This is a genomic window from Bradyrhizobium sp. WSM2793, assembly GCF_000379585.1.
Classification (GTDB): Bacteria; Pseudomonadota; Alphaproteobacteria; order Rhizobiales; family Xanthobacteraceae; genus Bradyrhizobium.
In genome coordinates this window covers 14,296-28,153 of sequence record NZ_KB902772.1, presented here as the reverse complement: position 1 = coordinate 28,153, position 13,858 = coordinate 14,296, and the positions used below count along the sequence as shown (strand labels likewise).

Here is a 13,858-nt window from a genome sequence, read left to right as displayed (position 1 = left end):
ACAGTCGCATCCGCAAGGTTCCGGGCAGCCACCGGTATCTTACGGTGGTTGAGCCATCTCAATTTCCGCGCGCCGGACCGCTATATATTACGAACCGTAGCCGAGCAGCCTGGCTTAGAGGTGCTGAGGTTATGGCCCCGGACTCCTGGGTACTCCGGGGCCGCTTCGTAATAAGGGCTCGCGCATGAAGACCACTCTTGCCAATGCGGAAGCCGCGCTCGACGAGGTCCTGCGTGACACCGACAAGCTGCACTCGCGCGAGCTGCGCAAGACCATCGCGAAATACATCGAAGTGCAGAAAGAGCAGATCAAGGCTCTCCGCAGGATGATGAACTGATCGTCCGCCGCGGAGCGAGCGGGCCTCGCTCCGCCTGCCGCCTCAACGCTGCGCCAGCAACTCCTCAATCCGGATCGGGAATTTGCGGACGCGCACACCAGTCGCATGCCAGACCGCGTTCGCGACCGCGCCGGCACTGCCGGTGATGCCGATCTCACCGACGCCCTTGATGCCGAGCGCATTGACGTGCGGGTCGTGCTCCTCGACCGTGATCACGTCGAGCGGCGGCACGTCGGCATTCACGGGAACGTGGTACTCGCCGAGATTGGCGTTCATGATCCGGCCGCTGCGGCGGTCGGTGACGGCCTCCTCGTGCAGCGCAAAGGAGAGGCCCCAGATCATGCCGCCGAATAGCTGGCTTTGCACCATACGCGGGTTGACGATGCGCCCGGCAGCAAAGGCGCCGACCATGCGGGTGACGCGGACCTGACCGAGTTCGGGATCGACCTTCACTTCCGCGAACACCGCGCCATGGGCATGCATGGCATATTCCTCCATCGCCGCAGGGTTCGGCGCACCGGTGCCGCGCGCCTCGACCTCGGCGACGCCGGCGCGCGCGAGGATCTCGGCATAGCTCTCGCCGCGGCTCTCGTCATCGCGCCGGATCAGTCTGCCGTCACGCGCGATCACGCCGGCATTGCCGGCGCCGAACAGCGGAGAGCGCTCGTCATTGGTGGCGAGATCGGCGAGCTTTGCGATCACGGCCGCGCCCGCGCCGTGGATCGCCGCTCCCGCGGTCGCGGTGTGCGCGGAGCCGCCGGCGATGCCGGCATCGGGCAGGTCCGATGTCCCCGCCTTGAACGTGACGCGGTCGACATCGAGGCCGACGGCGTCGGCCGCGATCTGCGCCAGTGCCGTCCAGGCACCCTGCCCCATGTCGTGTGCGCCGATCTCCATCACGCCCGAGCCGTCGCGGCGGATCGCCGCGCGTGCTTCGGCCTGGAACATCAGCGCCGGGAAAGTCGCCGTGCCCATGCCCCAGCCGACCAGCAGGCCGGCATCGTCGCGCATCTGACGCGGCTGCAGCGGACGCTTCGCCCAGCCGAAGCGCGCCGCGCCCTGATCGTAGCAGGCCCGCAGCGCCTTTGACGAGAACGGTTTTCCCGTGATCGGCTCGACCTCGGCATAGTTCTTCAGGCGGAAGGCGAGCGGATCGATGCCGCAGGCCCAGGCCATCTCGTCGATCGCGCTCTCCAGCGCAATCGAGCCGGTCGCCTCACCGGGTGCGCGCATGAACAGCGGCGTGCCGGTGTTGACGCGCACGGCGTCATGCGAGGTGCGGATGGCAGGCGCCGCATAGAGCGTGTGCGAGGCATCGGCCGCGGGCTCATAAAAATCGTCGAACGTGCTCGATACGGTCCGCGCATGGTGATCGAGCGCGGTGAGGCGCCCCTCTCCGTCGGCACCGATGCGCAGGCGCTGGCGCGTCGGCGCGCGATGGCCGACCGGGCCGTACATCTGTTCACGGCGCAGCACCAGCTTGACCGGCTTGCCGACCAGCTTCGCCGCCATGATGCCGAGGACCGGCGGGCCGCCCATGAGCCCCTTCGATCCGAAGCCGCCACCGAGGAACGGGCTGCGGATGTGGATCTTGTCGTGCGCAATGCCGAACAACTCGGCGATGCGCGCGAGCGACAGCTTCAGGCCCTGGGTCGGCATGTCCACGGACAGCTTGTCGCCATCCCAGTGAGCCACGACCGCATGCGGCTCCATCGCGTTGTGATATTGCGGCGGCGTCTCGTAGGTCGCGTCGATCTGCGTCTCGGCCGAGGCAAGGCCCGCTTCGACATCGCCGCGGTGATTTTCGGTGGGGTTGCCGACGCCGACGACGGGCGGCACAAAACTCTCGCCGGCATCGAGGCCGATTAGCGCAGGCAGCGTCTCATAGCGCGGCGCCAGCAGCGCGGCACCTTCCGTCGCGGCTTCATGCGTCTCGGCGATCACGACCGCGATCGGCTGATTGGCGTAGCGGACCTCGTTGCTCTGCAAAGCCTCCATCCGAAACACGAAGGGATTGGTCTTGATCTCGGGGTCGATGGCGAGGGGTGGCTTGTGGTCGGACGTCATGACATCGACGACGCCGGGATGGCGCTTGGCGGCGGCGACATCGAGCGACGCCACACGTCCGCGCGCGATGCTGGAGGTCGCGATCACCGCAAACAGCATGCCGGGCGGATGATTATCGGCAGCATAGGTCGCCTGCCCCGTGACCTTGAGGACGCCGTCACGACGGGTCAGCGGCTGGCCGATATTCGAGCCGTGGCGCAGATGGGCAGGCGCCCTGGTGAGGTTGAGCTCAGGCATGGATGGCTCCTGATGTCGAGGCAAAGGGAGAGGCCGGCAGTGCGGGCAGGCGCGCGGGCGTACCGGCGGCAGCGAGGGTCAGCGCGCGCACGACGATGCGGCGTGCGAGCTCGATCTTGAAGGCGTTGTTGCCGGACGGCTTTGCGTCGGTCAGCGCACGCCAAGCGGCTTCCTGGAAGGCATCGGCCGTGGGAGCGACGCCCTTGAGAACGTCCTCCGCAGCGCGGGCCCGCCAAGGCTTTGCGGCGACGCCGCCGAGCGCAAGCCGCGCTTCGGCGATCCTGCCGTTCTCGATCCGCAACGCAGCAGCGGCCGAGACCACCGCGAAGGCATAGGAGGTGCGCTCACGGACCTTGAGGTAGCGCGCATGCGGGGCAAACTCGCGCGCAGCCGGCGGCAGGCGCACTGCAACGATGAGATCGCCCGGCTCGAGCGCGGACTCGCGCTCGGGCGTATCGCCGGGCAGGCGATGCAGCTCGTCGAGCGCGATCTCGCGCCGGCCCGCCCGCCCCTCGATCTCGACGACCGCACCGAGCGCGACCAGCGGCACGCAGAAATCGGAGGGATGCGTGGCGATGCAGCTCTCGCTCCAGCCGAGCACCGCGTGGGTGCGGCTCTCACCTTCACGCGCATCGCAACCGCTGCCGGCCTCGCGCTTGTTGCAGCGGCTGGCAGTGTCGTAGAAATACGCGCAGCGCGTCCGTTGCAGCAGATTGCCGCCGACGGTCGCGGCATTGCGCAACTGCGCGGATGCCCCGGAGAGAAGGGCTTCGGCGACGGCGGGATAGGACCTTGCAAAGTCCGCATCATGCGCGAGATCGGCGTTGCTGACGAGCGCACCGATGCGCAAGGACCCATCGGCGAGGCGCTCGATGCCGTCGAGCCCATCGAGATGCGAGACGTCGACGAGACGATCCGGACGGCTGACGCCGCCCTTCATCAGATCGAGCAGATTGGTGCCAGCGGCGAGATAGACCGCGCCCGGCTGGGCAGCGGCGGCAACCGCTTCAGTGACGGTGGCAGGCCTGACGTAATCGAACGGTTTCATGCGGAGTGCCTCTGATCGCTTTCGTCCATCTGTCCTTCCGCATCGAGCACGGCATCGACGATGCCGGCATAGGCGCCGCAGCGGCACAGATTGCCGCTCATGCATTCGCGGATGCGTTCGGGATCGCTGCCCGCCTGGCCTTCGCGCATCATGCCGATCGCGCTCATGACCTGACCCGGCGTGCAGAAGCCGCACTGAAATCCGTCATGGGCGATGAAGGCAGCCTGCACCGGGTGCAGCTGGTCGCCGCGCGCAATGCCTTCGATGGTGAGGATGTCGGCGCCGTCATGACTGATCGCGAGCGCGAGGCACGAGTTGATGCGCTTGCCGTCGACCAGAACAGTGCAGGCGCCGCACTGGCCGCGATCGCATCCCTTCTTGGTTCCGGTGAGATGGAGGCGCTCACGCAGGAGATCGAGCAGCGTGACGCGTGGATCGTCGAGGACGAAGTCGCGCCGCGCACCGTTCACGGTGAGGCTGATGGAGTGGTTCATACAAGGCTCCGATCAGATTTGGACATGAGTGATCGCGCAGCGCGCCACCGCCGTGGCCGCCGTCGATCCAAATTGACCGGGCAGAAGCCGGCCAACATCGAGGCGAAGATACGGAGGCTCCCTCCGCTTAACAAGGGCCGGTGGAAAAATATTGGAATTGGTCAAAACCCCGTGCGCCTCCAACGCGATGCAGCCCGGCAAGGGTTCAACGAGGGTTCAATCTAACCAATTCGTGATCTACATTGCCTGATATGGACGACCACACCGACCAGACCCGGAAGCCCCGCGCCGATGCCGTGCGCAATCGCGAGCGCGTGCTCGAAGCCGCCAAGGCCGTGTTCAACGCGGGCGGCCCGGAGGCGAGCCTGGAGGCCGTGGCCAAGCGCGCCGGCGTCGGCATCGGCACGCTCTATCGGCATTTCCCGACGCGCGAGGATCTGTTCGAAGCCGTATACCGGCGCGAGGTCGGGCAGCTCAGCGAGCTTGCCGAGCACCTGCGAACCGCAAAGGATCCGGTCGAAGCGCTGCGGCGCTGGCTGCGGTCCGCCGTCGAATTCGTTGCCACCAAGAAAGGCATGTCGGCCGCGCTGGCGCTGGCGTATCAGAGCTCGTCGGAACTTGCCGTTTTCTCCATGGAGCGGCTGACCAAGGCGATCGGCTCGCTACTCGCGCGCGCGGTCGCAGCCGGCCAGATGCGCGCCGATATCAGCCCGGAGGACCTGCTGCGGGCGTTTTTCGGGATGTGCTACATGCACGATCAGCCGGGATGGCAAGCCTCGGTGCTGCGCCTGCTCGACGTGTTCGTCGACGGATTGCGGGTGCAATCCGCTGCCAAGGCCAAGGCGCGCGCGGCCAGGCCAGCCAAGCCCGCGGTGAAACGGAAGCGATAGCGCGCCCGTATTTCCCTGAGGTCATGCTAGGATCAGCATTGCCGGGATTTCAACGCGGAGCCTGTCATGCGCATTGCCGCCTTGCTGGTCGCTCTCAGTATTGCCTTCAATCCCATCTCAGCACGCGCCGACGATGTCGCGACGGCGCAGGGCGTGATCCGGGCCCAGGAGCAGGCCTTCGCCCGCGACGATGCGAGCGCGGCCTATTCCTTTGCCGCGCCGGCGATCCGGGAGATCTTTCCCGCGCCGGACATCTTCATGGCCATGGTGCAAAGCGGCTACGCGCCGGTCTACCGGCACAAGAGTTTCGAGTTCGGCGAGAGCAAGATCGAGGGCGGTTGGATTGCGCAGCGCGTTCACATCGTCGATGCCAATGGCGAGGCCTGGGAGGCCCTGTACACGCTCGAGCAGCAGGCGGACGGCAGTTACAAGATCACCGGCTGCTCGCTGATGAAGGCGGGACAGGCGGTTTAGGTTGCGAAGCCCGGTCCGGTCCTGACCGACTTCATCCGCGAGCGGATCAACAGCAACACGACGATGCCGATATTGAGCGCGTTCCACGCCACGCCGTTGGCGAACGCCGCGGCGTAGGAGCCGGTGGCATCGAAGATGATGCCCGACACCCAGCCGCCGAAGGACATGCCGAACACCGAGGCGAAGATCACGATGCCGACGCGCGTCGCCGCCTCGCTCGCCGGCATCGCCTCGCGCACGATGATGGCATAGCTCGGCACGATACCGCCCTGGAACAGGCCGAACATCGCGGAGATGAGATACAGCGAGGCGAGGCTGTCGAAGAACAGATAGAACACCAGCGCGAAGCCCTGTGCCACCGATCCAACCAGCAGTGTGCGGATGCCGCCGATCTTGTCGGCGAGGAAGCCCGAGCCGATTCGGCTGACGATGCCGCAGGCCATCATCAGCGACAGCATCTCGGCGCCGCGCGCCACGCCATAGCCGAGATCGCCGCAATAGGCGACGATATGCACCTGCGGCATCGCCATGGCGACGCAGCAGGAGATGCTGGCGATCGAAAGCAGCACCGTCAGCGTGTTGGTCGAGAGCTTGAGGTCGACGCGCGGCGGCGGCGCATTGGCGTGATCCTGGACCTTGTCGTCGCCCATCTGCGCACGCAACACCAGCACCAGCATCGTCATCAGGCTGACACAGACGATGCCGATGCCGATATGGGTGAGGCGCCAGCCAACCTCCTGCATGCCCCAGTTCACGATCGGCGGCCACATCGTGCCGGCGAAGTAATTGCCGCTGGCGACGATGGTCACGGCAAGGCCGCGATAACGCTCGAACCAGTGCGAGGCCTCCGCCATCAGCGGCGCGAAGGTCGCCGACGTTCCGAGGCCGATCAGGAAATACGCCGCCACGAACTGCCAGAGATGCGCGGACAGCCCCGCGAGCACATTGGCAACGCCGAGGAAGGCGATGCTGATCGCCATCGCGGGCACGATGCCGAACCGGTCGGTGATCTTGCCGGCGATCACGCCGCCAAGCCCGAAACCGAACATCATCAGCGTGAAGGCGAGCGACACCGCGCCGCGTGTGGCACCGAATTCCGCTTGCACCACGGGAATCACGACCACGACCGCCCACATACCGACGGCGCCGATCGAGCCGATCACAAGCGCAATGAGCAGCCGCATCCAGGCCTGACGGGAATCAGGGCTGAATGAATCAGAGCTTTGTCCTGGATGATTGGGCGCGTGCACGCGCGGAACATGTTCGCGGATCGCCTTGCGGTCAAGCATCGTGGCGCGATATTGGGCATGCGCGGTGCACTGCGGTAATAAGTTCTTGGCGAACGCGCGTTTTGCGATTAGTTTGCAATCTGCGTGAGCAAATCGCCGCGCGGAACACATGTCGGCGGAATGTTGCTGCGTTTGACACGAGCGATGCGGATCAGGGTGGGGCGGATCATCGCCCTCGCCTATCTGTTCTGCGTGCTCGCGCCGGCCGCAAGCCTCGCCTTGGGCAGCGGCCCGGCGCCGTGCCTTGATGAGGCCCTGCTGGGAGATCCCGCACCGGTCCATCATCAGATGGCGGCGGGTCATGCGCACGACGGCGCATCGCACGACCACGCGGGGGTGCACGCGCATCGCCAAGCCAAGCAGGACGCGCCGGCTCAGCATGACCATGGCGGCAAGGGAACAGTCGGCCCCTGCTGTGCGATGATGTGCGTCAGCGCGTTGCCGGCCGATCTGCCGGTCGTCGCGACGCCGGTCCAGCCAATGTCCACCTGTGCGGCCGAGATCGTGGCCAGCCTGCACAGCGCGGCGCCGCCCCTGCACTACCGTCCTCCCATCGCCTGATCTGACACGTCGATTTCGGGCCGTTGCGCGCTTTTGCGCGCGCGGACCTGTGGTCTTTCAGATCAGGGATGAATCATGCTTACGCTTTCCGGGGCGAAGTTCGCCGCCGCATCCGCGGTGGGTGGACGACATTTTCGATTCTATTGGCCGCTGCTGGCCGCACTTGCGCTGGCGCTGTCCGGCTGCATGTCGGCAACGACGCAAGTCGCCGGCGCCGATCCCGCCGATCCCTCGGCGAAGGTCGCGCCTGTCGGCTATCGGTCGACCATTGCGCCCTACACCAGCCTGCGGCCTGCAGCGCCGGCGCCGTGGCGCGATCGCAACGACGCCGTCGCGCCACGGCCGAAGCAAGACCGGTAGGAGCGCGCCATGACACATCAATTCGCGCCAAGCCTGCTCGTTCTCGCCGCGCTCGGCCTTGGCGCACCCGGACTTGCCGGCTGCGCCGTGTTCTCGCCCGACAGCGGCATGAGCGCGGTCTCCGAGCTGACGAGCCAGACCATCAACAAGGATGTCGCCTTCGTTCGCACGCCCGAAGGAGCGGGCGCGGTTGACGCGCGCGTTCGCCAGTTATTGTCGCGGGCGCTGAGCGGGGAGGCCGCCGTTCAGATCGCACTGCTCAACAACAAGGGATTGCAAGCCGCCTATAACGAGCTGGCGCTGGCCGAGACCGATCTGGTCGAGCAGAGCCTGCCGCCCAATCCCGTGTTCTCGATCTCGCGGATCTCAGGCAACGGCGCCAGCGAGATCGAGCGCCAGGTGGTCGGCGACATTCTTGCGCTCGCCACCCTGCCGTTCCGCTCCGACATTGCCCGCGACCGATTCCGCCAGGCGCAGCTGCGCGCGGCGCTGGCGACCTTGCGGCTCGCCGCCGACGTCCGCGGCACTTACGTGCGCGCTGTCGCCGGCAACGAGATGGTGGCGCTGCTGACGGATGCGAAGGCGACGGCGGAATCGACCGCACAGCTTGCGGTCAAGCTCGGCGAGACCGGCTCGCTCAACAAGCTCGACCAGGCCCGCGAGCAGGTGTTCTACGCCGAGACCACCGCCGACCTCGCCACCGCGCGCCAGGCGGCGACGAGCGCGCGCGAAAGGCTCGCGCGGCTGATGGGATTGTGGGACGGCGGCCTCGACTTCCGTCTGCCCAATCAATTGCCGCCGCTGCCGCGCCGGCCGCAGGCACTGCCCTCGATCGAGGCCGATGCGGCGGCCCATCGCATCGATCTGCAGATCGCCCGGCTGGCGCTGACGGCGCTGGCGAAGTCGCTGAACCTCACCGAAGCGACGCGCTTCGTGACGCTGCTCGATCTCGCCGGCATCTCCCGCCGCACCCGGGATCCCGAAGGCGCGCCATTCCGCGAACGCGGCTTCGACGTCCAGTTCCAGATCCCGATCTTCGACGGCGGCGAGGTGCGGATGCGACAGGCGGCAGAGATCTACAATCTCGCCTTCAACCGCCTGACCGAGCGCGCCGTGAACGTTCGCTCGGAGGCGCGCGATGCGTATCGGACTTACCGATCCACTTACGACATCGCCAGCCACTACCAGCGCGAGATCATCCCCTTGCGCAAGATCATCACCGAGGAGATGCAGCTCCGCTTCTCCAGCATGCAGGTCGACATCTTTGCGCTGCTCACCGAAGCACGACAGCGTCTGGCCTCGCTGCGCGGCGCGATCGATGCCCGGCAACGGTTCTTCCTCGCCCAATCCGACCTGCAGACCGCCGTCAATGGCGGCGGCGCGCCTGCTGCGGGCGGCGACACTTCAACCACCATCGCCGCGGCAGCGCCTGCCGACGGCGGCCACTGAGATGGAGGCCGGCATGTTTTCCCGCAGAGGATTCTTGGGCACCGCCGCGCTCGTCGGCGCATCCGCGGTGCAAGGCCGCGTGCAGGCGGCATCGATCCCGGAAGCTGCGCACATGGACAAGGTGGTGATGCAGCCGCCGCTGCACCCCGTCAGCGGACCGGACTATCGCCCCGTCGTGACGCTGAACGGCTGGTCGCTGCCGTTTCGCATGAACGGCGACTGGAAGGAATTCCATCTCGTCGCCGAGCCCGTGGTGCGCGAATTCGCCGAGGGCATGAAGGTGAATCTGTGGGGCTACAACGGCCAGTCGCCGGGCCCGACGATCGAGGTGGTCGAGGGCGACAAGGTTCGGATCTTCGTCACCAACAGACTGCCCGAATACACCACCGTGCACTGGCACGGCATGATCATCCCGAGCGGCATGGACGGCGTCGGCGGGCTGACCCAGCCGCACATCCAGCCGGGAAAGACCTTCGTCTACGAGTTCGAGATGAGGAAGAGCGGGACCTTCATGTACCACCCGCATTCCGATGAGATGGTGCAGATGGCGATGGGCATGATGGGGATGGTCGTCGTGCATCCGCGCGATCCGAACTTCCGACCCGTCGACCGCGACTTCGTGTTCGTGATGAGCACCTATCGCGTCGATCCCGGCACCTATCTGCCGCTGGTCAACGAGATGACCGACTTCAACATGTGGACCTGGAATGCGCGGGTGTTTCCCGGCATCGACCCGCTGCCGGTGCGGCTCGGCGACAAGGTGCGCGTGCGCATCGGCAATCTCAGCATGACCAACCATCCGATCCATCTGCACGGCCACGCCTTCGCGGTGACCTGCACCGACGGCGGCTGGGTTCCGGAGAGCGCGCAATATCCGGAGACGACGACGGACGTGCCGGTCGGTGCCGTTCGCGTGTTCGACGTGCTCGCCGACAATCCCGGCGATTGGGCGTTCCATTGCCACAAGTCGCATCACACCATGAATGCGATGGGGCACGAGGTGCGCAATCTGATTGGCGTGTCGCGCAAGGACCTCGCCAGGGCCGTCGGCAAGCTCGCGCCCGACAGCATGGCGATGGGATCGACCGGCATGGCGATGGGCAACATGGAGATGCCCGCGCCCGACAACACGCTGCCGATGATGACCGGCACCGGTCAGTTCGGCCCGATCGAGATGGGCGGCATGTTCACCGTGATGAAGATCCGCGAGGACCTTGCGCGCGACGATTATCGCGATCCCGGACCGTACAAGTTTCCGCAAGGCACCGTCGCCTACGAGGTCTCAGCGCCGTCCGCAGAGCCAGCACGGCAGCAGGGCAAACCGACGCACAAGATGAAGATGTGAGCGTTTCGATGAACCACCAACTGGAGATGACGATGAAGACGATCAAACTCGGCCTCGCGCTGGCGGCGCTTTTGACCGCGCCGGTCCTTGCTCACGACAAGCACGGGCATGGGACCTTTTCGGCCGGCGAGGCCGGCGATCCCAACAAGCCCGCGCGCACCATCGAGATCCTGCTGAACGAGATGGACTACGCGCCTGCCAAAATCGAGGTCAAGCGCGGCGAACAGGTCCGCTTCGTGCTGCGCAATGTCGGCAAGGAGGATCATGAATTCCTGCTTGCCACCACCAAGGAGAATCTCGCGCATGCCGTCGAGATGAAAAAGCATCCGCACATGGAGCACGACGACCCCAACGGCGTCAGGCTCGCGCCGCAAAAGACGGCCGAGATCCTCTGGAAATTCAGCAAGCCCGGCACGTTCGAATATTCGTGCCTCATTCCCGACCACCGCGACTACGGCATGGTCGGCCATGTCACCGTGAAGTAGCGACAAGGAGACTCCCATGAACCGCATCATCCGCATTGCCGCAGCGCTGACGCTGACTGTCGGCCTTACCACTGCCGCCCTCGCGGCGGGGACCGCCGCGATCAGCGGTGAGGTCAAGAAAATCGACGAGGGCGCCGGCAAGATCACGCTCAAGCACGGGCCGGCCAAGAGCCTCGGCATGGAGGACCCCATGACCATGGTCTACCGCGTCAAGGACCCCGCGATGCTCAAGCAGGTGAAGGTCGGCGACAAGGTGACCTTCGAGGCCGAGGAGGCGGCCTCGGGGTATACGGTGACCAGGATGGACAAGGCGAAGTAGGAGCCTTCCACTCGACTGTGATTCCGGGGCGCGCCGCTTGGCGCGAACCCGGAATCTCGAGATTCCGGGTTCGATGCTTCGCATCGCCCCGGAATGACGGCCTTGGGCCCCGAAATACCCCTCCCCGCCCTCTTCCCGCCCCCGCGTTAACCCTTTGCTAACCATACACCGGGCAAAAATTGCCGGGTGAAGTCGAGTGTCGTCAGCCGCGTAGAACGGGAGCTCCCGTGGACGCCAGTGCGGTGCCTCACTTTCGGAACGGCGGCCCTTCGGCCGCCGCGCAGACGTTTGGGGCGCGCGGACGGCAGTCGCGCGGGGAGGCAGCTACCATGGTCGACGTCACCGCGGGACAGGGCGTAGGCGCCGCAAGGCCCTCGATCCCCTCCCTCAACGAGATCGTCAACGTCCTCAAGCGCGGCGACATCGCGCTGGCGCTCGGCATCCTCACCATCCTGGTGGTGCTGATCCTGCCGCTGCCCGCGATCGTGCTGGACCTGTTCCTGGCGATCTCGATCACGCTGTCGATCCTGATCCTGATGACCTCGCTGTTCATCCAGACACCGCTGGAATTCTCGGCCTTCCCGACCATCCTGCTGATCTCGACCATGCTGCGCCTGTCGCTCAACATGGCTTCGACCCGGCTGATCCTGTCGCACGGGCACGAGGGCACGGCCGCCGCCGGTCACGTCATCGAGGCCTTCGGCAGCTTCGTGATGGGCGGCAATTTCGTCATCGGCATCATCGTCTTCGCCATCCTGATCATCGTCAATTTCGTCGTCATCACCAAGGGTTCGGGCCGTATCGCCGAAGTCGCGGCGCGCTTCCACCTCGACGCCATGCCCGGCAAGCAGATGGCGATCGACGCCGACCTCGGCGCCGGCCTGATCGACGAAAAGGTCGCCAAGCACCGCCGCAAGGAGCTGGAGGACGAGAGCGGCTTCTTCGGCGCCATGGACGGTGCCTCCAAATTCGTCCGCGGCGATGCCATCGCCGGCCTTTTGATCGTCTTCATCAACGTCGTCGGCGGCATGATCATCGGCGTGGCGCAGCAGGGCATGTCCTTTGCCGACGCCGGGCGCAGCTACACGCTGCTGACCGTCGGTGACGGCCTCGTCACCCAGGTGCCGGCGCTGATCGTCTCGACCGCCGCCGGCCTGCTCGTCTCCAAGGCCGGCGTCTCCGGCGCCGCCGACAAGGCGCTGATGAAGCAGTTCTCCGGCTATCCGCAGGCGCTCGCGATGTCCTCGGCGGTCATGCTGGTGCTGGCGGCCCTGCCGGGCATTCCGACCATCCCCTTCCTGGCGCTCGGCGCCGGCGCCGGCGCGCTGGCCTGGCACGCCCGCAACCACAAGAAGACGTCCGTTCAGGCCGAGGAAGCCGCCATGGCCGCGCCGGTCGCCGGCCAGCCCGGTGCACCGGGCGCTGCGGCCGCCGAAGAGCCGATCTCGGCGGCGCTCAAGATCGACGATCTCAAGATCGAGCTCGGCTATGCCCTGCTGCCGCTGGTCAACGGCCCCGACGGCACCGACCGCCTGACCGAGCAGATCAAGGCGCTGCGCCGTTCGCTCGCGATCGAGATGGGTTTTGTGATGCCGGCGGTGCGCATCCTCGACAATGTCCAGCTCGAGGCCAACACCTACATCATCAAGATCAAGGAGGTCGACGCCGGCACCGGCAAGATCTGGCCGAACCAGTTCATGGTCATGGACCCCGGCGGCAGCCAGGTGCAGGTGCCCGGCATCCACACCACCGAGCCGACCTTCGGCCTGCCCGCGACCTGGGTCGACGCCAGCCTCAAGGAGGAGGCCTCGCTCAAGGGCTACACCGTCGTCGACGCCGCGACCGTGCTCTCGACCCACCTCACCGAGTTGCTCAAGGCCAACATGTCGGACCTGCTCTCCTATGGCGAGGTGCAGAAGCTGCTCAAGGAGCTGCCGAAGGAGCAGAGCGAGCTGGTCAAGGACATCGTGCCGGGACAGGTCACGGTCTCCGGCATCCAGCGCGTGCTGCAGCTCCTGCTCGCCGAGCGCATCTCGATCCGCGATCTCTCGACCATCCTCGAAGGCATCGCCGATTCGCTCGCCTTCTCGCGCAATCCCGCCACCATGGTCGAGCATGTCCGGGCCCGCCTGGCGCGACAGATCTGCGCGCAGAACACCTCCTATGCCGGCTATCTGCCGCTGATCGCGCTGTCGGCGCGGTGGGAGCAGGCCTTTGCCGAATCCATCATCGGCCAGGGCGAGGAGCGCAGCCTTGCGATGCAGCCCTCGAAATTGTCGGAGTTCATGACCGGCGTGCGCGAGGCGTTCGAGCGCGCCGCCCGCGAAGGCGAGGCGCCGGTGCTGGTCACCTCTGCGGCAATTCGTCCCTTCGTCCGGTCCCTGGTGGAGCGGTTCCGGGCCCAGACGACGGTGCTGTCGCAGGCCGAGATCCACCCCAGGGCGAGGTTGAAAACGGTCGGAAGCATCTGATTTGCCTTAAGAAGCCGTGTGTTTTTTGGACA

General features: G+C 66.2%; 14 protein-coding genes. 10 read left to right on the top strand and 4 right to left on the bottom strand.

All coding sequences use genetic code 11. The features are described 5' to 3' along the window. The first annotated feature begins 184 nt into the window (after positions 1–184). Entirely contained in the window at positions 185–337 is a 153-nt protein-coding gene (locus A3AS_RS48175; protein ID WP_018316943.1) for a hypothetical protein, read from the top strand. Positions 338–379: 42 nt separating this feature from the next. Here A3AS_RS48175 and A3AS_RS0107300 read toward each other — a convergent pair whose 3' ends face one another. Genes A3AS_RS0107300 through A3AS_RS0107290 form a run of 3 tightly spaced genes read right to left on the bottom strand, consistent with a single transcriptional unit; the run spans position 380 to position 4,183 of the window. Next, positions 380–2,641 (bottom strand): xanthine dehydrogenase family protein molybdopterin-binding subunit, encoded by a 2,262-nt coding sequence (locus A3AS_RS0107300; RefSeq protein WP_018316942.1) that lies wholly within the window; start codon positions 2,639–2,641, stop codon positions 380–382. Further along, complete coding sequence (locus tag A3AS_RS0107295) at positions 2,634–3,689, bottom strand: xanthine dehydrogenase family protein subunit M (RefSeq protein ID WP_018316941.1); 1,056 nt, start codon at positions 3,687–3,689, stop codon at positions 2,634–2,636. Before A3AS_RS0107295 ends, A3AS_RS0107300 begins: the two co-directional genes overlap by 8 nt. Beyond that, positions 3,686–4,183, bottom strand: a complete 498-nt coding sequence (locus A3AS_RS0107290) for a (2Fe-2S)-binding protein (protein ID WP_018316940.1) — start codon at positions 4,181–4,183, stop codon at positions 3,686–3,688. Before A3AS_RS0107290 ends, A3AS_RS0107295 begins: the two co-directional genes overlap by 4 nt. A 251-nt stretch (positions 4,184–4,434) precedes the next feature. Here A3AS_RS0107290 and A3AS_RS0107285 point away from each other — a divergent pair, with 251 nt between their 5' ends. Together A3AS_RS0107285 and A3AS_RS0107280 are read left to right on the top strand one after the other, a co-directional pair. Beyond that, positions 4,435–5,073, top strand: coding sequence for a TetR/AcrR family transcriptional regulator (locus A3AS_RS0107285; RefSeq protein WP_018316939.1), 639 nt, complete (start codon positions 4,435–4,437; stop codon positions 5,071–5,073). Positions 5,074–5,139: 66 nt separating this feature from the next. Further along, complete coding sequence (locus A3AS_RS0107280; RefSeq protein WP_018316938.1) at positions 5,140–5,547, top strand: DUF4864 domain-containing protein; 408 nt, start codon at positions 5,140–5,142, stop codon at positions 5,545–5,547. On the opposite strand, the gene A3AS_RS0107275 is transcribed toward A3AS_RS0107280, so the two are convergent. Then, complete coding sequence (locus A3AS_RS0107275) at positions 5,544–6,731, bottom strand: MFS transporter (protein ID WP_018316937.1); 1,188 nt, start codon at positions 6,729–6,731, stop codon at positions 5,544–5,546. The two genes, A3AS_RS0107280 and A3AS_RS0107275, sit on opposite strands and share 4 nt — an antisense overlap. A 225-nt stretch (positions 6,732–6,956) precedes the next feature. On the opposite strand from A3AS_RS0107275, the gene A3AS_RS0107270 reads away from it, so the two are divergent. From A3AS_RS0107270 to flhA, 7 genes are all read left to right on the top strand, one after another. After that, positions 6,957–7,397 (top strand): hypothetical protein, encoded by a 441-nt coding sequence (locus tag A3AS_RS0107270; RefSeq protein WP_026201757.1) that lies wholly within the window; start codon positions 6,957–6,959, stop codon positions 7,395–7,397. A gap of 75 nt (positions 7,398–7,472) precedes the next feature. After that, positions 7,473–7,757, top strand: a complete 285-nt coding sequence (locus A3AS_RS0107265; protein WP_018316936.1) for a hypothetical protein — start codon at positions 7,473–7,475, stop codon at positions 7,755–7,757. Between the two features lie 9 nt (positions 7,758–7,766). After that, positions 7,767–9,206, top strand: coding sequence for a TolC family protein (locus tag A3AS_RS0107260; protein WP_018316935.1), 1,440 nt, complete (start codon positions 7,767–7,769; stop codon positions 9,204–9,206). Between the two features lie 13 nt (positions 9,207–9,219). Next, positions 9,220–10,551 carry a multicopper oxidase family protein gene (locus A3AS_RS0107255; RefSeq protein ID WP_026201756.1) on the top strand — a complete coding sequence of 444 codons (1,332 nt, stop codon included), beginning with the start codon at positions 9,220–9,222 and terminating at the stop codon, positions 10,549–10,551. Positions 10,552–10,583: 32 nt separating this feature from the next. Beyond that, positions 10,584–11,036, top strand: coding sequence for a cupredoxin domain-containing protein (locus A3AS_RS0107250; RefSeq protein ID WP_026201755.1), 453 nt, complete (start codon positions 10,584–10,586; stop codon positions 11,034–11,036). A 16-nt stretch (positions 11,037–11,052) separates the two neighbouring features. Beyond that, positions 11,053–11,355 carry a copper-binding protein gene (locus tag A3AS_RS0107245; protein WP_018316932.1) on the top strand — a complete coding sequence of 101 codons (303 nt, stop codon included), beginning with the start codon at positions 11,053–11,055 and terminating at the stop codon, positions 11,353–11,355. A 329-nt stretch (positions 11,356–11,684) separates the two neighbouring features. Next, on the top strand, positions 11,685–13,826 hold the full coding sequence (flhA, locus tag A3AS_RS0107240; RefSeq protein ID WP_026201754.1) for a flagellar biosynthesis protein FlhA: 2,142 nt from the start codon (positions 11,685–11,687) through the stop codon (positions 13,824–13,826). The last annotated feature ends 32 nt before the right edge of the window (positions 13,827–13,858 follow it).